Below are 19,461 nucleotides of genomic sequence, written 5' to 3'. Positions count from 1 at the left end.
TTTGTGGGAATTCCCACATTTCTTGCTTTTCGCTTTCCGACATAATACCATTCTAGCGTTCCGGAGTAGCAAATCCATGGATCACCAAAAACCGATCGTTCAACTTTTAGATGCGACTAGAGAACCTTTCAATCTAGCGATCGCTTCCGCTCGGACTTGCTATTCTTCCAAGGGGATTTTGCTCCCTGAGGATATGATCCGCACTGAAAAATCTCTGGAGATCAGGGACAAGGTAGCCAAATCCACTAAGAAGGCCGGCCACCTCACCACAAGACAACATCCTCATTTTATATTCACATTGGACAAGGTATCCCGTCAGTTCGTTTGGTCCTTTCTACATTCTCATCCGTACTATAACTCGGAACAGGTGAGCCAAAGATACGTAGAAGTTAAAAAGGAAAATTATTATATCCCACCTACTCTTTCAGGAAAACAGAAAGAATATTATCTGGAAGCGATAGAATATGCATCTAACGCATATTTTGAATATGTGGAATTATTACATTCATTCATCCAGGACGAATATTTCCTAGTTTATAAGGCTCGCGCAAATTATCCTGAAAAATGGCAGCTTCCAATTAAGAAGAAATGCTTAGAAGTAGCGCGTTACCTTCTTCCTTTAGGAACTTATACTTATTTATATCACTCGGTAAACGGGCTTACCCTTCATAGATACCATCGATTGATGAATTCTTTCGATGCACCTGAGGAACAACGTTTAGTTGTAGAAGAGATGATAGAAAAAGTAAAAGAGATCGATCCTCTTTATGTGGAAGAAATGGATGACCCGATCCCTCTGGAAGAAACTGCAGAGTATAAATTTTTCAAAGACTTCTACCAAGATGGACATTCCGAATATAGACCGGAAGCAGCTAAAAATTTTGTAAGAGAATTCGATGAGGATATGGACAATCGTTACGCAAGATTGGTTTCCTATTCTTCTAATGGACCTGAAGTTTTGGCTTCTTCTGTCCGTGCGGTTTTAGGTTTATCTAAAAATTCGCTAAATGATGAAGAAGCAATCCGACTCGTGATGGATCCTTCTAAGAACAAACATCTGACTTCTACTTTAAATGAAACCACAATGAGTCCTCTTTCCAGAGCGATGTTCAATGTCCATTATTCATTCAAAAAGAGAATTTCTCACTCTGCGGATAGCCAAGACCAAAGACATAGAATGGTGCCAGGTTCTCGTCCGGTACTAATGAGCCAATATACCGGAATGCCGGACTATATCGTTCCTAAAGTAGTATTAAAATATCCTCAATTAGAAGAAACTTATAGAAGAAAAATGGACGGTATTTTCAAGAATTTGAACCGTTTTATTGAAGCAGGAGGATCTCCTGAACATGCTTCTTATCTTCTTCCGAATGCTTTCCCGGTCCGTTTTTATGAAAGTGGGGATCTATTAAATCTTCATCATAAATGGAGAGCGAGAACCTGTTATAATGCTCAGGAAGAAATTTTCCAGGCTTCTATCAATGAACTTATAGATCTGACAAAGGTCCAACCGGAGATCGCAAAATGGATCAAGGCTCCTTGCTGGATCCGCTTACAAGGTGATATCAAACCTTATTGCCCTGAAGGGGACCATTATTGCGGAACCCAAGTTTGGAAAAGAGAACTGGATGAGTACGATAGAACTCTGTAGTTCTATCGTATTTCTATTCTGAAAATTTTTCCGTTATAGTCTACCACGTAGATTTCTCCATTTGCATCTTCACCAAAAGAAGATACATTGGAAGAAAATCCCATTTCGGAAGTATGTTCTATGAGGCCATTTACTTTGGTACCATCCCAAAGAATGGACCAGATCTTACCTGTAATAAAGTCGCCGTAAAAGTATCTTCCGTTTAATTCAGGAAAGTTCGATCCCCTATATACATAACCGCCAGTGATAGAACTTCCTACAAAATGACTATATTCTAATTTCGGAAAACTGATCCCCGAAGTATTACATCCGACAGAAGGGTTATAACAATGATTTCCTTCCGTGAGCCTCCATCCGTAATTTTTAATTCCTGTGTTCGCGAGTTCTATATTCAATTCTTCGTAATCGTTTTGCCCTACATCCGCAATGTATAAATCTCCGGTTCCCCGATCCAAACTAAATCTCCAAGGATTTCTAAGACCCCAGTCCCATATATGAGGATTTTCTAATCCGGTTGCAGGCCTATTTCCAGGAGCGGGTGTAGGATAATTATCTATATCTATCCTTAAAATTTTACCCAGAGAAGATTCCAGATTCTGGGCTTCGTTATTCGGATCACCGGACCCTCCTCCATCACCCATTCCTACCAAAAGATAACCTCCAGTATCGAAGGCCAGCATTCCTCCATTATGATTAGTGAATGGTTGGTTAACTGTAAACAAAACGGAACCGGAACCTGAGTTTGCAAGATTAGGATCGGAAGAAGATCTGGCATATTCTGCAACCACAGTAGCCCCATCCGATTTGCGAGTATAGTTCACCCAAAACCTTCCGTTAGAATTATAATTTGGATGAAATGTTAGACCGAGTAAGCCTCTTTCTCCTGAGAATAAAATTAGATCCAGGCCTTCTGATCCAAGATCTAAAAAAGGTGAAGTAAGAAGAGTGCCGTCTTTGATTAAGCGGACCTTTCCTCCTTGTTCCAAAACAAAGATCCGACTCGTATCTCCAGATGGAGAAACAAGAAACAATGGAGCATTGAACCCGGAAGCAATCTCGGTAAGTTTCAAACAAGGAGGGTTTCTATCTTCACTACATCCTGATAAGAAAGGAAGAAGTGGAATATTAGAATGATTGGGCTTAGAACATTGTGCAAAAGATAGAAAACATAAGAAGATCGTATAAATGCAGATCCTTTGGATTTTAGATGTAAGTCCCATCTTATTTAATTTATGATCCTTCTAACATAGAAAACAAGCCGAAAGACCAGGTTTCTCTCTTTTCGAAAAAATAAAAAAAGGAGGGACTAAAAACCGATTTCAGAGTAAATCATCCTAGAACAGATCATGAAAACAATCTCCCCTACAAGGACCGCAGAACTGGTCCAATACCGCAGATTCATTCACAAACATCCTGAACTTAGATATGAAGAAGTTGGGACGGCGGATTTCGTCTCCAAACATTTGGAATCCTTAGGTTATAGTTTCCAAGCTGGGATCGCAAAAACTGGGATTGCTTGTTTGATAGATTCAGGAAAACCGGGCAAAACTCTTTTGGTAAGAGCGGATATGGATGCTCTTCCTATTTTTGAAGAAAATAAGACGGATTACACTTCAGTTCATAATGGAGTTATGCATGCATGTGGGCATGACGCTCACACTTCTGTTTTAATGGGGCTTGCCTCGGAACTAAAAGAAAGTCCAAGCGCAATAGTTCCTAAAGGAAGAGTTTTATTGGTATTCCAACCGGCAGAAGAAGGTGGCCAAGGTGCGGACCGAATGATAGAGGAAGGAATATTAGAAAAATATGATGTTTCTGCCGCATTGGCTCTTCATGTTTGGAATCATATTCCTGTAGGTAAAGTAGGGATCGTAGACGGCCCGATGATGGCCGCAGTAGATGAATTCCAAATTACTGTGCAAGGGATTAGCGGTCACGGAGCTATGCCTCAACATACAGTGGATCCTATATTAGTAGGCTCTCATATAGTCACCGCTCTGCAAAGTATCGTATCACGAAACACTGATCCTTTGGATTCTTGTGTGGTAACAGTAGGCGCATTTCATGCAGGACATGCATTTAACGTAATATCAGAAACTGCTGAGCTAAAAGGTACGATCCGAACATTCACAAAAGAAATGTTTGATAAGGCGCCTGAATTATTCAAAAGAGTCGTGGAGAATACTGCTTCTGCTTTCGGCGCAAAGGCGACCATTCATTACGAAAGAACAAACGCCCCAACAATCAATCATCCAGAAATGGCAAATATTGTCCGAAAGGCTTCGGAGAATATTTTAGGTCCAAATTCAGTTACAGAAGAACATGCAAAGACTATGGGCGGAGAAGACTTCTCTGCATTTTTAATGAAGGTCCCTGGATGTTATTTTTTCGTAGGCTCCATGAATGAAGAAAAAGGCCTTATCCATCCACATCATAGCTCTAAGTTTGATATAGATGAAACTTCTCTGCCGATCGGTTTATCTGTGATGAAGGAAGCAATCAGACTTTATTTGGAAAGTAACTGAAGATGTAGGAGTTCCTGATGCGGGATCGACCGTTTGTTGGAACTCCTACATAGAAGGGAAACCGCCCCCACCCAAGTTCGGGTGGAGGAGGTGGGCTTGTGGGAGAAGCCATTTCCCCTATACACTAAAAACCTCTAAACCACAACTCCAATTTACACCCACATATAATGTTGGAATTCCAACATTCCATGCAGCATTCACGCTGCGTCCCAGGGCAGAAACTTTTCTTCGTTTTTAGAAGTTTCCTTTTTCAGTTCCGGATTTTCTTTCCGAATCGACCGAAATCCCGAACTTAAGATCCACTCCATTCTCAAATGTGAACTTAAAAAACTGCTAGTAGACACATTTCTTTCATGAGCGTAACCCATAGCTTCCCAATAATCAGAGCCATACACCCTGATCCTTTTTCTGGAATCGCTACTTTTTACTTTTTCAAAGTCGACTTTTAGAATTCTACCCGTTCGCTTTCTTTCTTTAAAAGAGGAAATCATGAATTGTAGGATCTCCTTCGGCTCTCCTAAATATAAGACAGCATCTCTCCAAATCGATTCCATTTCCAGAGGGATTCTCCAATCAATTTGGATCATTCCTTTGTTCTCTAAAATTTGTTTTCTAAAAACTTCTTCCATATTCGCTCCCGAATGTTGAGATCGAATCCATAATATAGAGCAGTTATCTTCAAATGAAAAACGGGAAGAATATTAAAATTTTTGAATTTAGTTCATCTTAGGTCGAGTTTTAGCGCTAAGACGAAAAGTTTGGAGACGTAAACAAGAGATCGAAGCCTCAGTCAACCAAAAAGCCGACAGGGTCTCCACAGATTAAGAATATCGCGGAATCAATATTCCGGTCTATATCATGGAAATTGAATTGAAAAAATATATCAGTTCCTCATCGCCTCAATTTCATCCACTTCTTTTGCGATCATAGATGTCAGAACAATAGGAGTATCCCCATTCACCAAAACATCATCCTCTATTCTAACGCCGATACCTCGGAAACCTGCAGGAATTGTCTCATCTGTAGGATCAAAATATAATCCAGGTTCTACTGTTACCACAAGACCGTTCTGCATAGGTTTACTTTTTCCATTCTCGAAATAGCGCCCCACATCATGTACATCCATTCCAAGATAATGACCGGTCCTATGCATATAAAACCTGCGGTATTCTCCTTTCTCAATAACTTCAGAAAGTTCGCCCTTCAATAAACCCAGATCGATCAATCCGGAGGTTAAATTTTTAACGGTCTTCTCATGTACAGCATTAAATTCGACGCCTTGTTTTGTATCCAAGATCGCTTGTTTCTGCACATCCAAAACTAATTGGTAGATGGTTCTCTGCTCTGAAGTGAATTTTTTCCCGGAAGGGAAAACGCGAGTAACGTCTGCGGTATAATAATCCTTCTCAGCTCCGCTATCCACTAAAATAAGTTCGTTATCACCGATCTTTGCACGATTGGTGGTATAATGCAGAATGGTTGCATTTTTTCCTGCGGCAACTATATGACCGTAACCCCCACCCCAGGCCCCATGTTTCAAATATTCAGATTCAAGAATGGACTCTAACTCGAATTCGTACATTCCTACTTTAGTTTCTCTGAATAATCTTTCGTGACCGAGAGCAGTGATCCTGGAAGACTCTTTTAATTTTTCGATCTCTTCTTGAGATTTTAACATTCTCATTTCATGAAGAAAATTAGGGATCTCCCATCTTTGAGGGCCGAATTTACCTTCTCTCAATCTTCTATTTAATGAGCTGATTAGTTCGAGTAACTCTGAATCTCTTTTGGAGTCCTTTCCGAAAAAATGATATAAGGTGAACTGATTTGTGAGAATATCGGAAATTTTAGAATCCCATTCTCCAAGATCAAAACTTTGATCCAGTTCTAATCTTCTCTTAATTTCTTCTTTGCCTAGACGAATCCCTGTCCAAATTTCTTTTTCTTTATCTTTAGGAAGTGCAAAATGAGAAGAGAAGTCCCTACGTAAGACCAAAACACCGTCTTCTTCCTCAATACCTGTCAGATAATAATAATCTGAGTCCTGCCTAAACTTATACTCCACATCTCTATTACGGATCTTCTGAGGAGCAGCAAAGATGAGTAGGACTTCCGATTCTTTTAAAAGATTCTGAATTTCTCGGATCCGTTTTCTAAAAATGTTTTGGTCCATAATTATCCTTTTATTAGACGAATTCCTTCTTCCACCATTCTGTCCGTATCCTGTTCCAACATACAACGAAAATGTTTTTTAGGACAGACCCTTCCGCCATGAATCCCACAAGGACGACAGTCTAGACCATTTACCTCGGATATAAATGCTCTACTTGCCAAAGGAGTATAACCGAACGCCGGGATTGTAGCACCAAAAGCGGCCAAAGTTGGAACATTAAATGCGGAAGCAAAATGAATGGGAGAAGAGTCATTGGTCACAAGAAGTGCTGCCCCATTCATCAGATAACTCATCTCGGGAAGACTAGTCTTTCCTGCAAGATTGATCCCGAAACCCTCTCCTACTTCTTCGCAAAGTTTACTATCTCCTTTGCCGCCTGTTAGAACAATTTTTAATCCGGTTCTTTCATGTAGAAGTTTACTGACTGTTTTGAATTTATCCGCTGGCAAACGTTTTGTTTCCCAAACGGAAGAAGGAGATACCAGGATATAATTTCCTTTTTCTAAACCGTTCTTCTTCATTTCGGATTGGATTCCGGCAACTGATTCCGGTTTCCAAAACAGTTCAGGTTGCCTCGAAATATTTTTCCTTTCTTCTTCTGAATAAATGAGAGAAAGAAGTTTGTCTACCTCGTGGGGTCCTCTTAATACTCTAGGCTTTCTTTCATTCAATAAAAATGAAAACCCTGCCGTTCGGTATCCGATCCTTTTTTTGGCCCCGCTTAAAAAAGAAATAATAGAAGAACGAAATGAAAAATGTGGAGAAATACAAATGGTAAAATTATATTTTCTTAATTCTTTGCAAAAATCCCAAAATCCGAAAAAAGAAGATTTGATCTGCTTCTTATCCAAAGGAATGATCTCATCTATCCAAGGATTTTCTTCCAAAACGGATTCGGTTCCTTTATTCACGATCACTGTCATTTTTGAACCAGGAAACCTTCTCTTGATCTCTCGAAATAGAGGAGTTGTTAGGATCAGGTCCCCTAAAAATGCAGTTTGGATGACTAAAATATTTTCAGACATTACCTTTTTGCCTCTAAGATAGTTGCAAAATTATTCACACCCAATCCTCCGATGGATAAACTGAGTGCAGTATCCAAATCATTCTGGTTCATAAATTCACAAAGTTCCGCAATCTGTGCCAAGCCGGAAACTCCGACTGGATGACCTCTTGTTTTCAACCCTCCGGATGGATTGATGGGAAGCCTTCCTCTTTTGTCAGTGATTCCCTCTGCCACATTCGCAAGTGCCTTACCTTGAGGAAATAAACCTGCATCTTCAGCTGCAATGATCTCAAAAATCGTAAATGCATCATGAAGTTCCGCGACTTTAATATCGGAAGGTTTTTTACCAGATTCTGCATAAGCCTGCTCGAATGCAGATTTTGATGCAGTAAAACTAAGTCCGCCAGGAACCCCGTTCACTTGGCCTAAACCATGCCCAGTGCCGGTGATCTCAATTTTTTTGCGGTCCTTCTTCAATCTTGCCGGATCCGTTTCCAAGAGTAATGCACAGGAACCGTCGGACAATGGAGAAATATCATATAAACATAATGGACTTGAGAACATCGGGGAGGAAAAATATTCCTCTTCGCTTAAGTTTTTTTGAATATGTGCGATCTTATTTTCAAGGCCGTTATCATGAAGTTTCTTAGATAATCTAAAAAGTTCCTTTCTAGTATATCCAAAATCCCTTAAATACCTGGTAGCGGTCAATGCCCCACCCTGGGCCATTGACATTGCCAGATTCCTTTGCTGGGAAGAAAGTACCGAACCCAAGAGTAAATTATTCTCTTCTCTAGGAAGCCTGCTCATTACCTCCGTTCCGATCACTATTCCTCTTTTAAATTTTCCTGATAGAAGAAGATAACGGGCCAGATGCAGAGCAGAAGCCCCACTAGAAGATGCAGTCTCTGAACGGATCGCGAATAAGGAAGAAAGTCCAAGATCTTCTTTGATCTTTGCCGGTAAAAAAATTTCCCCAGTATAACGTTCCGGGGCCATAGATGCAAATATTAGAAATTCAGGAATAAAACCCGGATTCTTCTTAAGTAAATGATTCGCAGTATCATAGGATAGCGATTGATAGTCGGACTCAGTCTTGCCAAATTTACTTAAATGAGAGTCGAGCACATAGGCCGAGGTCATATTCCTACAAATTTTACTGCTCCTGATTTCGAGCAAAGTCAAAAACTTAAGAGACGACGACGCCTTTTTTCGAATCTCGCTTTTCAAAATAGGCACTCTCGTTTATAGTGATCTCAGGTAGGAGAAACGACGTGAAAGGAAACCAAGAAGTCCTCGAAATCTTAGCGGAAGTGCTCTCCGCCGAACTCACAGCAATCAACCAGTATTTTATCCACGCTAAGTTGAACAAGAACTGGGGTTATGACAAGCTTGCTTCTTACATGAAGAAGGAATCCATCGAAGAGATGAATCACGCAGACCAAGTGATCGAACGTATACTCTTCCTGGACGGAATTCCTGATCTGCAAAGATACATGAAGATCAATGTAGGCAAGGATATCGAAAGTATCCTAAAGAATGATTTAGACGTAGAGTATAATGCCGTAGAACGTTTGAATCGTGGGATAGAAATTACCACCAAGAATAAAGACAACGGCACACGTGAATTGCTCGAGAAGATCCTCGTCTCCGAGGAGGAGCATATCGACTGGCTCGAGGCCCAGCTAGAGATCATCAAAACCATTGGGGTCCAAAATTATTTGGCCCAACAAATCGCCTAAGCATTGAATTCCAAAAAACCATCCCCTAAAAAATCCCCTTCTTCCGGTTATGGCAAGAAGGGGCCTGCTAATAAATCAGGTTCATCTTTTTCAAAACCGACTCGCTCAAAAAACTCGAGCTCCGATCGAGATTCAGATCGTAAACCTTATCGCTCTAAAGAAAGAGGCGATTCAGAAAAACCTTATCGTTCCAAAGACGGAAATTCTAAGTCAGGATATTCTTCCGACAAACCAAAAGAGAGAGGAGCTTCCAAACCTTTTCGCTCTGGAAATGATCGCAAACCTTCTTCTCCCTCTCGTTCCGGAAATCGTAAATTTTCGGACGATGACAGAAAACCTTACCGCGAAAAAGACTCGGGGAGAGAAGATCGTAAACCATTCCGCAGTTCAGATCGTGGTGAAAAAAAACCTTTCTCTCGTGATTCAGAACGTGGAGATAGAAAGCCATACTCTCGCGACTCAGACCGCGGAGAAAGAAAACCTTTTTCAGGAAATACAAGAAGAGAAGGTAGGAGTTCCTACAACGAAGGTTCTTCCGATCGTGGCGATCGTAAACCATTCACACGTAATTCAGATCGTGGGGAAAAAAAACCTTTCTCTCGTGATTCAGATCGCGGGGAAAGAAAGCCATACTCTCGTGACTCCGATCGAGGAGAAAGAAAACCTTTTTCAGGAAATACAAGAAGAGAAGGTAGAAGTTCCTACGGCGAAGGATCCTCTGATCGCGGCGAACGTAAACCATTCACCCGTAATTCAGATCGTGGGGAAAAAAAACCTTTCTCTCGAGATTCAGACCGCGGAGATAGAAAGCCATTCTCTCGTGACTCAGATCGAGGAGAAAGAAAGCCATACTCTCGTGACTCCGATCGAGGAGAAAGAAAGCCATTCTCTCGTGACTCCGACCGCGGAGAAAAAAAACCGTTTTCCAGAAATACAAGAGGAGAAGGTAGGAGTTCCTACAACGAAGGCTCTTCCGATCGTGGCGACCGTAAACCATTTCCCCGTAATTCAGATCGTGGGGAAAGAAAACCTTTCTCTCGAGATTCAGACCGCGGAGATAGAAAGCCATTCTCTCGCGACTCCGATCGTGGGGAAAGACGACCTTTTTCACCTCGCGGAAAAGAAGGATTTCGTTCAGAACGTCCAACACGCCCATATGAAGAAGATAATTTCAGAGAAGGTATCCGTGCAGGCTGGCAGTCGGCAAAACTCTCTCTTTCTGAATTCGATAGACCGGAAGCACTCACCTATCACGCGTCATGCGGAGATGGCCTTGCATTCTTATTAAAAGAAGAAGTAAAGGACGCGGGCTTAGAAATCCTCTCCGATAATAGAGGAGGAGTTTTCTTCCAAGGACCTTCTAAAAAAGTCAGGGACTTCTGTTTGAGTTCGGGAATTTCTTCCGGGATCAGCTTTGAATTGTCTTCTTGGTCTGATATACAAGGACCGGATGATCTATACGAAGTAGCAGCAATGTTCCCTTTCGAAAAACTACTTTCTCCTAAAACGAAGTTTAGAATAGATGCTGCAACAAAAGATAATCTGCAAGATTCACGTTATGCAACTTATCGTCTAAAAGACGCGATCTTTGATAGATTCAGAGCACAAGGCCTGGAGCTTCCTGAAGCGGATCGTGAAGAACCTGAGGTATTATTCTATCTTCGTTCCAGAATGAACCAGGTAAAATTATTTGTGGCATTACATGCTCAACCTTTACAAAGGAGGGGGCATGGAAGAGAAGGTGGAGAAGCTCCGCTCAGAGAAACTCTGGCACAAGCATTACTCCGTTTTTCAGGTTGGAAACCTGGAGAAGCATTGTACGATCCATTCTGCGGTTCTGGAACTCTATTGATAGAAGCAGCACTTAGAATGAGAAACGGGGGCTGGGTGAATTATAAAAGTTTATCCAGATCTTCTATTTTCACTAGGCTTTTTGGACCATGCAAAGCAAAAGAAGAATGGGCCTCTAAGGAGATCCTACTCTTCGGTTCGGATATTTCAGAAGATGCAATTGAACTCGCAAAAAAGAATGCGAAAGAAGCCGGTGTCGCAGACCTGATCCGCTGGAAGGTTGCTTCCGCAGAAGAATTGGATGAAAATCTTAGCTTCAAAGAAGGAAAAATTGTGACCAATCCTCCTTACGGAGTTCGTTTGGGAGATAAGGAATCCGTTTCTGAACTCTATTCCAGTTGGGGAGAAGCCTTGAAAAAGAATTTCTCCGGATCCTATGTGGCGTTAGTGGCAGGAGATCCTTCCCTTTTAGGCTTCTTAAAACTGAAGTCTGATAAAGAACAATCAGTCACCATCGCAAAGTTAAAAGGAAAATTAGTTGCCTACCGGATCGACTAAACCAGACTCCCGGGAGAGATGAATCACCAGGAGATCCTACTCAAACTTTTAGAAGTCACAGAAAACTCCAAGGACAGTTTTCAGTTCCTGAAACTATTCAGGTCCTTGGAGCCCGAAAAATTCGCGGTCATCCATGCAAGCTCTGAGACTTTGACCGAGTCTGCAGAAGCATTCTTATACAATTTAAAATTATTACAAAAATTACAGCTATTCCCTGTAGTCGTTCTTGAGAAGGACGGAGTATCTTACGCAAATTTATTCTATCGCTCCCCCGCTTCCAAGATCAGTTTGGAGTCTATCAAGGACTCATTGGAAGAAGGACAAGAACTTCCCGGTTCCAGGAACCTTCCGGCAAAATGGTTCAGAAACCCGAGCCAAGCATTGGAGTCTGTTCTTTCATCTTTAAAAGAAAAGAAGATCCCGGTATTTGTAACAGACCAGGGTGGATCTGAAATTTATCCTTATCTTTCTAATTTATGCAAAGAACTTAGAACTAAAAAGTTAATCCTTCTTACGACTAGAAGTGGACTCCATAACTCTGAAGATAAAAAGATTTCCATCTTAGATTTCGAATCTACTGAAACTCTTCAAAAAGAAGACGAATTATTATTCAAAGAATGTAAAATGATCTTTGAATATACCGGAGATCCGAATCTTCAGATCGCAATTACCTCCGCCCCTAGCCTATTAAAAGAATTATTCACCATCAAAGGTAGTGGAACTCTATTAAGAAAAAAGAATAAAATAGAATTCCATACGGATTTCCAAAAAATAGATCCCGAAAGATTGAACGGTTTGATAGAAGATTCTTTCGGAAGAGGATTAAAACAAGGTTTTTGGAATAAAGAATTTTCCGGGATCGTTCTGGAGTCGGAATACAAAGGATGTGCACTTCTACAAAATACTCCTTGGGGAACATTTCTTTCTAAATTCGCAGTGAATGAGATCGCAAGAGGTGAAGGTGTAGGAAGAAATATCTGGGATGAGATGTTAAAAAAAGCACCGGTCCTTTTCTGGAGAGCCAGAGCAGAAAACACAATCTCCAAATGGTATGCTAAAGAATGTAGCGGCCTTCAAAAAGAAGGTATCTGGATCTATTTTTGGATCGGACTGAAAGAGAAAGAAATTCCTGCCGTCTGCGATTTTTTAAGAAACCTTCCGGAAGATTTAGAATCTAAACAACGGATCGATTCCTAATGGAACAGAATGTATTTTTGTATGATGGGGACTGTGGATTTTGTTCAGGTCTCGCTTCTGAACTTTCTAAACTATCCTTGGATAAAAATGTAAAATTTGTAAGTTTTAGAGATCTATCTCCTGAAGATTTAAAAGAAATACATCCAAGTTTAGAACCTAAATTAGTTGCGGGTAATGTGCAATTCGTCTCCGGAAATATAAGACATCCCGGTTTTTTTGCAGTCCGAAAACTTTCTCATTCTTTAAAGGGATGGAGATGGGTTTCTCCCCTTCTTTATTTACCCTTGGTTCCGATACTCGGAATGTTTTTTATGAGCTTATTAAAATCGATTCGTTCTAAAGTTTAAAGAGAAATCGGAGAGATTATCTTTTTTAAACCTTCATAAAATACTAAACGTGCATCCAATGCAAGTTTAGACCCTTCTCTTACCTTTTGCATTTTTTCAGGATCAGTTGCAACAGTTTCTATCAATCTAAACATTTTTTCGGAATGAGATTCGTCCGCTTCCAGATTCACTTGGAAAAATTTTCCTTCCGGAAGAGTAATCCTGGATTTTAGATCAGAATAAGACTTGTACATTCTGGAATATTCTAATTTTAGAAGATACTCGTTCGCAGGTCCGAGAGCCCCAAGAGCCGAATAAAAGTCTGTGGTAGTAATTCTTTTCATCAAATCCAAATAAGCTGCAGTTTCAGGAAGTATATCTTCCCCGGTCACTACCTCGCCCATTTCAGAGAGAAATTTTCGAAGGATAGAAACATGTGAATCTTCTTCTTTACCTTCTCCTAATTCTTCCCAGATATTCTGCACTAAGACTATTTTAGATGGCACAAAATTAGTAAGAGCCGCAGTATTTAAGAACCAGTTCACAAATTCCACAGACACAAAATATTCCTGCTTCAACCAAAGAAGAAGATCGGAATGTTCCATCCGTTCCTCTTTCTCTTCCAACCATAAATTTGCGGTCAATACAGGATGATATTTGACCTGATCTATTAATTCTTCTCGAAACGTTTTCATCCGTCGATCCCGGTAGTTTGTTTTTCTTTTTTCAGTTTGGAATAGAGAAATCTTTCCGTTAAAAATTCTTCCCTTGCGATTTCCAATAATTCTTTCATCAGATCCGAATAGGTCCCGAAACTTTCCGAATAACAGATAGGAAAAGCGCTATAAAAAGAAGATAATCCCGGAGTTAAATTCCATTCCAAGAACATAGGTTTTCCTTCCGCATCCGCCTTCCAATCCAAACGGACAGCTCCGGAAGTTTTGAGTAATTTACATAATTCTAATGAATTTTTTTGAATAAGATCCGATCTTTCTTTATCCAGATCGAAATATAATTTCTCAGGCATACTCAATTTGGTCTTAGTGATTTCTCCGTAAATTTTTTCGGTAGAATTTTCTAAACCGATCCTTGCGACCATGCTTGCCTTGTATCCGTAAGTCGGCGAACCTATAACTGCCATTGTCCATTCTTCACCCGGCAAATAAGTTTCACAGATCCAAGAGGAGTATTCGTTAAATTTTGATTGGAGGAATTGATTTAAGTCAGCTTGGTTTGAGATCAGGTTTTCTTCCCCCACCCCAAGGCTTGAACCTTCGAATCTAGGTTTGAAGAAAACTGGAAATTCAGATTCCAAGGGAAGTCTAACACCGCGGAACACGGAATCCGAATTCCGCGCTATATTCCGGGCCAGATTTGTAGTATCTTCGACAGAATCTTTCTCACAAATCATCCAAGGGCTAGTAGGAACACCTGCAGACGCACAGAACAATTTAGAAAGATGTTTATCCAAACTCAGATTTTGAGCATAAGCATCAGAACCAGTATGAGGAAATCCCGAATATTCTGCGAGCCCGGGAAGAAGAGCTTCTCTATTCCGAGAGCGAAAACCTTCTACCAAATGAAATAGAACAGGCCGATTTTGCGGCTCTAAGTTAGAATAATCAGAGAGTTTTTGTAGTAGCTTCGACGGAAATTCAATGATCTCCACCTTCTCTCCAAAATTTTCCAGGCAACGTTTGATCTCTTGGACGGAACTCTGATCTTCCCATTCCTGTGTATCCTTTGGATCCAGACTTGGATTTTGGATATCTGCAACGATCAGAACAGATGGAGAATCAGAATTCATTTTCCAAATTCTCCTAAAGGACCAAGGCCCTTAAACGCTGAATAGGAATTCTGTAGTAACTTCGACCAAGTTTCTTCGCTGATCTCAGGATAAAATTCCTCGTATTCACTGTCGATCGGCTCTGGGCTGAGATGATAAGTCCCTCTTACTGCAGATCGGAACACATGATTTCGAGAAGGTCTGTGAAATCCTAGATACCAATTCGGGCCAAGACTCACCTTTCCACCACCACCAGGAAGATCATTCACGAACTGAGGAATTCCCATACCGGCAACTTTTCCTCGCATATATTCAATAATTTGAATACCTTTTGCCAGTGGGGTCCTAAAACCTCGAGAACCCGGGATCAGTTCCGGATCATACATATAATAAGCACGAATTCTGAGTTCCAAAAGTTTTCGATGCAGCCTGAGCATTGTTTCTCCGTCGTCATTGATACCTTTCAGGATCACACATTGGTTCCCTACACTTACTCCAGCTTTTAAAAGTTTTAGGATCGCTTCTTTTGCCTCGGAAGTGCATTCTTTTTCATGATTGAATTGAGTATTACAAAAAATAGATAAACGATCCGTATTATGGGATTCTATGATCTTACATAGATCAGCCGTAATCCTCATAGGAAGTGTGACTGGATTTCGAGTTCCCAACCTGCAAATTTTTACATGAGGTATTTTTTCTAAATTTTCCAAGATCCAATCTATTTTGGAATCGGAAAGATTGAGAGGATCTCCTCCGGAGATCACTACATCCGAAATTTCAGGATGATTTCGAATATAATCAAAACATAATTCCAAATCCCCAGTTTCCATTCTTTCAGAAGAATCGGAAACCTTTCTTCCTCTCATACAATGTCTACAATATACGGAGCATTCATGATTCGAAAAAAGTAATACTCGATCCGGATACATATGGGTGAGCCCTTTTACGGGAGAAAGATCTTCTTCATGTAAGGGATCTAATGTTTCTTCCGGAGAGAAGAAGGATTCTTCTCTTCTCGGAACGATCATTTTTCGGATGGGACAATTCGGATCGTTAGGATCGGAAAGGGAAAGATAATAAGGAGTAGTTCCTACATTCAATCGAATGGTTTCTTGGATTCCTATCTTTTCGGATTCGGTTAAATGAAAATATTTGGAAAGGTCTTCTGCCCTGATCCTTTTTTGGAGTTGGGCCTTATAATCCGTCCAGGCAAAAGAAGAATATAAACTCTTTCTAGAATCAGCTGGTGACTCTAGATCCGCTATTCCCCGGTTTTTCCCCAATCTCTCCATCCGGAACTCTTTTCCCATCCTTATGCCCGCGCGGGGAAAATCAAGCGAAGGAAAAAAGGAATGCCTCGAATTCCCCGGCCAAAACTATTGTCTTGCTAATGGATTGGAATCCCAAACGGGTCCGCGCACTTGCCTTCGATGTGGACGGAACCCTATTTTCTTCTGAAGGAATCATCTTAGAAACCTATGCGGAAGCAATCCGCAGATTTTCGGTAAACTCCCAGATCCCACTCGAGGTTCCTGACAGAGAAAGGATTATGCTGGAGATCGGAAAACCGGTCAAAACCATCTTTTTGAACCTGGTTCCACAACTCAAAGAGTCAGAAAGAGACCAGATCTCCGACTCGGTCCTGGAACTTTTAGTGTCCAAGATCCGGCAAGGAGAAGGTGAATTCTACCCCAAGGTGAAAGAAACTGTCACCTCTCTCAAAAATAAGGGGTACCAAATCTTGGCCGCTTCCAATGGTAGAATGCCCTATGTCAAAACCATCCTGGAAGTTTCCGGGATCCTACCCTTATTCGACCCAATCGTGGTTTTGGACAATGAAACGATCAAAACCAAGCCGGACATAGTTGCAAAATACATCCGAGATTATTCATATTCCCCGGAAGAGATCCTGATGATCGGGGACAGAAGTTCCGACCATGAGGCGGCCCGCAAAAACGGTAGCCCTTTCGCATTCTGTGCCTATGGCCACGCTCCTGAGGGGGAAATCCCGGATTGGGAAGTGAGTCTGGCCCAATTGGAAGATCTGGATCGAATATTCTAATCTCTTTTCTGCGGAAAAAGTGAGAAGGCAGTTTCCGGATCAGCCGAAAATTGTATTGTGCCCGAATCGGATAAACTTAAATCGCTTCTTTATATCCTGACAGGGGCTCTATTCGTTCTAGTTTTATTGGATAAGTCTATGGGGAATAAGAGTACATCCTCCCCCGGACAAGAATCCCCTTCTTTCTTTTCAAAATTTAATACGATCGGAAAAACAAATCCATTATCTCCTTCTTCTTCCGAGAACAAAGGGAAACAAACCCACGAACAGGTAATGGACCAGGCAGAAGATGAAATTTTAACAGAGTTAATGCAGAATGGAGAAAACTCTTCTTCTGAAGATATTACCTCCGATTCAAACGATCCGGAAGAAATGTTTATCCCTATCGTAGAAATGCCTAAACCCGGACCTACCGGACCTTCTCCCAAAATTCGTTTGGATCATTCTCCCGGAGAGATCAAACTTTACTTTTTGAAGTTTTATGGAAGAGGAAACAAAAGTCACTCTAGACTGGTTCAGCTAAAAAGAAAATTCGATCATGGGGATAAGATCCTATTTATATTGAAAGAACTCACCAAGGGACCTTCTTCGGATGAAAAAACCCAGGGTGTTCTGAATGCACTTCCTAATAAAATGGAATATTCCAAAGAATACTCCGTGGAAAATGGAGTATTAAAACTTTATCTTGGCCCTGATTTCGAAGCTGGAGCAGGCCCTGAACTTCTGAAAGATAGAGTGGACCAGATCTGTTACAGCATTCTAGAAAATTCGGAGCTTAGAGGGATCCGACTATTTATCAACGGAAAACAAGTCCGCTCTCTAGGCGGTGTGGGACTTCCTATACCGGAAGTTCTGACCAAAAACCCAAGAAAGATCGCTACTCTTTAATTTTAAAATCCTTTCGATTCGATATATTTTTCTTGAAAAAATAGCACGATCGGTCGTTCTTTTTATTTATGATCTCTGGAGGAAAACTTAGCCAAGAAACTAGGAATCGTATTTTAGACAAAGGACTCCAGGTAGTAAGCAGATCAGGCCTCGAAGGTTTAAGCCTTGGTCCTTTGGCGGAACTTTCCGGCATGTCCAAAAGCGGTTTATTTGCTCATTTCGGCTCCAAAGAAGAAATTCAAATCTCCATTTTAGATCATACTGTAGAGTTCTCTAAATCAAAAGTTTTAGAGCCGGCATTAAGATCCAAGGAAGGACTGCCTAGACTTCGTTCCTTGGTAAAATATTGGATGGGTTGGTCCAAAAAAGCAGGACTTCCCGGAGGATGCCCTATTGCTGCGGGACTCTTCGAATTGGATGATTCAAAAGGTCCAGTCCGAGAAAAACTATTGTCCATGGAATCGGAATGGAGAGCTCTTTTAAAGAAGTTCACAAAAGATTGTGTGGATCTGGGGGAATTAAGATCCGACCTGGATTTGGACCAATTTGTCTGGGAACTATGCGGGATCTATTTAGTACATCATACTTCCTTACGATTTTTAAAAGATCCTAAAGCGGATTATAGAGCAAATAGATCATTCGAAAATTTATTAGAAAGATCCAAATCGAAAGGAAAAAGGAAAAAATAAAAGAGAGATTATGTATTCATATTTATTAATATTCCATTCATTCGTTAGATGGCTTGTTCTATTTTTTCTTTTGTTCACCTTAATAAGATGTATTCGAGGAATAGTATTCAGAAAAAATTTCGAAAAATGGGATAATTTAGGAAGAATACTACTGATTACATTCTCACATTTCCAATTGATACTAGGATTTTTTCTATATTTCAAAAGCCCTATTATTCGATCTTTTTTCCAAGATCCCGCCGGAGCTTTTCAAATTTCCGACCTAAGATTTTTTGCGGTTATCCATATCTCTATTATGATCATTTCAGTAGTATTTCTCACGATTGGATCCGCGATCTCCAAACGTAAAAAAGAGGATTCCGAAAAATTCAAAAATTTATTCGTATGGACCTTAATTTCGATCATCCTGATACTAATCGCGATCCCTTGGCCTTTTTCCCCGTTTGCGCACAGACCCTATATCAGAGAGTTTTAGAAATGACAAAATTTTTTACAACAGAGCTTGGAAGACTTAGACTTTTAGGTTTCTTAGAAGGAACATCCCTACTTCTTCTTATATTCATAGGAATGCCTTTGAAATATTATTTCGGATCTCCGGAACTAGTAAAACTTTTAGGCCCCATCCATGGTGGATTATTTCTTTTATTCCTTCTTGGGACATTTCATTTCTCTATCGAGAACTCATGGAGTTTTAGAGAAAGGACCTGGAAAGTGGCTCTCGGTTCAGTCTTTCCATTTGGAACTTTCTATATAGATAGCACCATCCTTAGAAAATTATAATCTATCTCAAAATTTATCCCTTTGTGGATAAGTTTTGTAGGAGTTCCAACATCCTCGATGTCAATGAAATGTAGGAACTCCAATTTCGAGGCGAATACTGCGTTGCGATTTATCCTAACGCTATAAGAATTCCAATCTTCTGACAAAAACGACAATCACTTGCCTTAGAATTTTTTTGACTAAAATATGATTCTTCCTTGCTCGGGGATACGTTATGCTTGAACCGTGGTCTTATTATGGAGGTTTTTTCCCAAAAGCCTTCCATGCGGAAATGAAAACATATGTTC

General features: G+C 40.6%; 19 protein-coding genes. 11 read left to right on the top strand and 8 right to left on the bottom strand.

Features of this window, described 5'->3' with window-relative positions; genetic code table 11:
• Window positions 1-76: 76 nt before the first annotated feature.
• Window positions 77-1,651 carry an FAD-dependent thymidylate synthase gene (locus tag EHO58_RS18775; protein WP_135680929.1) on the top strand — a complete coding sequence of 525 codons (1,575 nt, stop codon included), beginning with the start codon at window positions 77-79 and terminating at the stop codon, window positions 1,649-1,651.
• A 2-nt stretch (window positions 1,652-1,653) separates the two neighbouring features.
• Here EHO58_RS18775 and EHO58_RS18770 read toward each other — a convergent pair whose 3' ends face one another.
• Complete coding sequence (locus EHO58_RS18770) at window positions 1,654-2,871, bottom strand: PQQ-dependent sugar dehydrogenase (protein ID WP_135680928.1); 1,218 nt, start codon at window positions 2,869-2,871, stop codon at window positions 1,654-1,656.
• 126 nt (window positions 2,872-2,997) lie between these two features.
• Here EHO58_RS18770 and EHO58_RS18765 point away from each other — a divergent pair, with 126 nt between their 5' ends.
• Window positions 2,998-4,176, top strand: a complete 1,179-nt coding sequence (locus EHO58_RS18765; protein WP_135680927.1) for a M20 metallopeptidase family protein — start codon at window positions 2,998-3,000, stop codon at window positions 4,174-4,176.
• A gap of 197 nt (window positions 4,177-4,373) precedes the next feature.
• On the opposite strand, the gene EHO58_RS18760 is transcribed toward EHO58_RS18765, so the two are convergent.
• The 4 genes from EHO58_RS18760 to EHO58_RS18745 form a co-directional block, all read right to left on the bottom strand.
• Complete coding sequence (locus tag EHO58_RS18760) at window positions 4,374-4,805, bottom strand: hypothetical protein (protein ID WP_135680926.1); 432 nt, start codon at window positions 4,803-4,805, stop codon at window positions 4,374-4,376.
• 254 nt (window positions 4,806-5,059) lie between these two features.
• Window positions 5,060-6,349 (bottom strand): aminopeptidase P N-terminal domain-containing protein, encoded by a 1,290-nt coding sequence (locus EHO58_RS18755; protein WP_135680925.1) that lies wholly within the window; start codon window positions 6,347-6,349, stop codon window positions 5,060-5,062.
• Between the two features lie 2 nt (window positions 6,350-6,351).
• Window positions 6,352-7,374, bottom strand: coding sequence for a glycosyltransferase family 9 protein (locus tag EHO58_RS18750; protein WP_135680924.1), 1,023 nt, complete (start codon window positions 7,372-7,374; stop codon window positions 6,352-6,354).
• Window positions 7,374-8,498 carry a thiolase family protein gene (locus EHO58_RS18745; protein WP_135680923.1) on the bottom strand — a complete coding sequence of 375 codons (1,125 nt, stop codon included), beginning with the start codon at window positions 8,496-8,498 and terminating at the stop codon, window positions 7,374-7,376. The genes EHO58_RS18750 and EHO58_RS18745 overlap by 1 nt, the downstream gene beginning before the upstream one ends.
• Before the next feature lie 131 nt (window positions 8,499-8,629).
• Between EHO58_RS18745 and bfr the strand changes: the two genes are divergently transcribed.
• From bfr to EHO58_RS18725, 4 genes are all read left to right on the top strand, one after another.
• Window positions 8,630-9,097: a bacterioferritin gene (bfr, locus tag EHO58_RS18740; protein WP_100711546.1), complete on the top strand. Its 468-nt coding sequence runs from the start codon at window positions 8,630-8,632 to the stop codon at window positions 9,095-9,097.
• A gap of 1,182 nt (window positions 9,098-10,279) precedes the next feature.
• On the top strand, window positions 10,280-11,446 hold the full coding sequence (locus tag EHO58_RS19890; RefSeq protein WP_135680981.1) for a THUMP domain-containing class I SAM-dependent RNA methyltransferase: 1,167 nt from the start codon (window positions 10,280-10,282) through the stop codon (window positions 11,444-11,446).
• 18 nt (window positions 11,447-11,464) lie between these two features.
• On the top strand, window positions 11,465-12,643 hold the full coding sequence (locus EHO58_RS18730; RefSeq protein WP_135680922.1) for an acetylglutamate kinase: 1,179 nt from the start codon (window positions 11,465-11,467) through the stop codon (window positions 12,641-12,643).
• Entirely contained in the window at window positions 12,643-12,990 is a 348-nt protein-coding gene (locus EHO58_RS18725; RefSeq protein WP_135680921.1) for a DCC1-like thiol-disulfide oxidoreductase family protein, read from the top strand. The genes EHO58_RS18730 and EHO58_RS18725 overlap by 1 nt, the downstream gene beginning before the upstream one ends.
• On the opposite strand, the gene EHO58_RS18720 is transcribed toward EHO58_RS18725, so the two are convergent.
• From EHO58_RS18720 to EHO58_RS18710, 3 genes are read right to left on the bottom strand one after another with little or no spacing between them, the layout of a single operon-like run.
• A complete protein-coding gene (locus EHO58_RS18720; protein WP_135627301.1) occupies window positions 12,987-13,664 on the bottom strand; it encodes an iron-containing redox enzyme family protein in 678 nt (225 codons plus the stop codon). The two genes, EHO58_RS18725 and EHO58_RS18720, sit on opposite strands and share 4 nt — an antisense overlap.
• Complete coding sequence (locus tag EHO58_RS18715; protein ID WP_135680920.1) at window positions 13,661-14,776, bottom strand: D-alanine--D-alanine ligase family protein; 1,116 nt, start codon at window positions 14,774-14,776, stop codon at window positions 13,661-13,663. Before EHO58_RS18715 ends, EHO58_RS18720 begins: the two co-directional genes overlap by 4 nt.
• Window positions 14,773-16,047 carry a KamA family radical SAM protein gene (locus EHO58_RS18710; RefSeq protein ID WP_135680919.1) on the bottom strand — a complete coding sequence of 425 codons (1,275 nt, stop codon included), beginning with the start codon at window positions 16,045-16,047 and terminating at the stop codon, window positions 14,773-14,775. Before EHO58_RS18710 ends, EHO58_RS18715 begins: the two co-directional genes overlap by 4 nt.
• 98 nt (window positions 16,048-16,145) lie before the next feature.
• Between EHO58_RS18710 and EHO58_RS18705 the strand changes: the two genes are divergently transcribed.
• The 5 genes from EHO58_RS18705 to EHO58_RS18685 all read left to right on the top strand — a co-directional run bounded on the left by EHO58_RS18705 (window position 16,146) and on the right by EHO58_RS18685 (window position 19,174).
• Window positions 16,146-16,817, top strand: coding sequence for an HAD family hydrolase (locus EHO58_RS18705; RefSeq protein ID WP_135627304.1), 672 nt, complete (start codon window positions 16,146-16,148; stop codon window positions 16,815-16,817).
• 57 nt (window positions 16,818-16,874) lie between these two features.
• Window positions 16,875-17,705, top strand: a complete 831-nt coding sequence (locus EHO58_RS18700; RefSeq protein ID WP_135680918.1) for a GerMN domain-containing protein — start codon at window positions 16,875-16,877, stop codon at window positions 17,703-17,705.
• A gap of 68 nt (window positions 17,706-17,773) precedes the next feature.
• Entirely contained in the window at window positions 17,774-18,394 is a 621-nt protein-coding gene (locus EHO58_RS18695) for a TetR/AcrR family transcriptional regulator (RefSeq protein WP_135680917.1), read from the top strand.
• A 10-nt stretch (window positions 18,395-18,404) separates the two neighbouring features.
• Window positions 18,405-18,869, top strand: coding sequence for a hypothetical protein (locus tag EHO58_RS18690; protein WP_135680916.1), 465 nt, complete (start codon window positions 18,405-18,407; stop codon window positions 18,867-18,869).
• A 2-nt stretch (window positions 18,870-18,871) separates the two neighbouring features.
• Window positions 18,872-19,174, top strand: coding sequence for a DUF3817 domain-containing protein (locus EHO58_RS18685; RefSeq protein ID WP_135680915.1), 303 nt, complete (start codon window positions 18,872-18,874; stop codon window positions 19,172-19,174).
• Window positions 19,175-19,461 lie beyond the last annotated feature (287 nt).

This window comes from Leptospira selangorensis, from assembly GCF_004769405.1.
GTDB classification, from domain to species: Bacteria; Spirochaetota; Leptospiria; order Leptospirales; family Leptospiraceae; genus Leptospira_B; species Leptospira_B selangorensis.
The sequence above is the reverse complement of the archived record's forward strand: the minus strand, read 5'-3'. Positions and strand labels throughout refer to the sequence as shown.

What these genes read in the sequence shown, in the direction of transcription:
- EHO58_RS18775 (WP_135680929.1), top strand. Translation starts at nt 77, where the DNA reads ATGGATCACCAAAAACCGATCGTTCAACTTTTAGATGCGACTAGAGAA.
- EHO58_RS18770 (WP_135680928.1), bottom strand. Translation starts at nt 2,871, where the DNA reads ATGGGACTTACATCTAAAATCCAAAGGATCTGCATTTATACGATCTTC.
- EHO58_RS18765 (WP_135680927.1), top strand. Translation starts at nt 2,998, where the DNA reads ATGAAAACAATCTCCCCTACAAGGACCGCAGAACTGGTCCAATACCGC.
- EHO58_RS18760 (WP_135680926.1), bottom strand. Translation starts at nt 4,805, where the DNA reads ATGGAAGAAGTTTTTAGAAAACAAATTTTAGAGAACAAAGGAATGATC.
- EHO58_RS18755 (WP_135680925.1), bottom strand. Translation starts at nt 6,349, where the DNA reads ATGGACCAAAACATTTTTAGAAAACGGATCCGAGAAATTCAGAATCTT.
- EHO58_RS18750 (WP_135680924.1), bottom strand. Translation starts at nt 7,374, where the DNA reads ATGTCTGAAAATATTTTAGTCATCCAAACTGCATTTTTAGGGGACCTG.
- EHO58_RS18745 (WP_135680923.1), bottom strand. Translation starts at nt 8,498, where the DNA reads ATGACCTCGGCCTATGTGCTCGACTCTCATTTAAGTAAATTTGGCAAG.
- EHO58_RS18730 (WP_135680922.1), top strand. Translation starts at nt 11,465, where the DNA reads ATGAATCACCAGGAGATCCTACTCAAACTTTTAGAAGTCACAGAAAAC.
- EHO58_RS18725 (WP_135680921.1), top strand. Translation starts at nt 12,643, where the DNA reads ATGGAACAGAATGTATTTTTGTATGATGGGGACTGTGGATTTTGTTCA.
- EHO58_RS18720 (WP_135627301.1), bottom strand. Translation starts at nt 13,664, where the DNA reads ATGAAAACGTTTCGAGAAGAATTAATAGATCAGGTCAAATATCATCCT.
- EHO58_RS18715 (WP_135680920.1), bottom strand. Translation starts at nt 14,776, where the DNA reads ATGAATTCTGATTCTCCATCTGTTCTGATCGTTGCAGATATCCAAAAT.
- EHO58_RS18710 (WP_135680919.1), bottom strand. Translation starts at nt 16,047, where the DNA reads ATGGAGAGATTGGGGAAAAACCGGGGAATAGCGGATCTAGAGTCACCA.
- EHO58_RS18705 (WP_135627304.1), top strand. Translation starts at nt 16,146, where the DNA reads ATGGATTGGAATCCCAAACGGGTCCGCGCACTTGCCTTCGATGTGGAC.
- EHO58_RS18695 (WP_135680917.1), top strand. Translation starts at nt 17,774, where the DNA reads ATGATCTCTGGAGGAAAACTTAGCCAAGAAACTAGGAATCGTATTTTA.
- EHO58_RS18690 (WP_135680916.1), top strand. Translation starts at nt 18,405, where the DNA reads ATGTATTCATATTTATTAATATTCCATTCATTCGTTAGATGGCTTGTT.
- EHO58_RS18685 (WP_135680915.1), top strand. Translation starts at nt 18,872, where the DNA reads ATGACAAAATTTTTTACAACAGAGCTTGGAAGACTTAGACTTTTAGGT.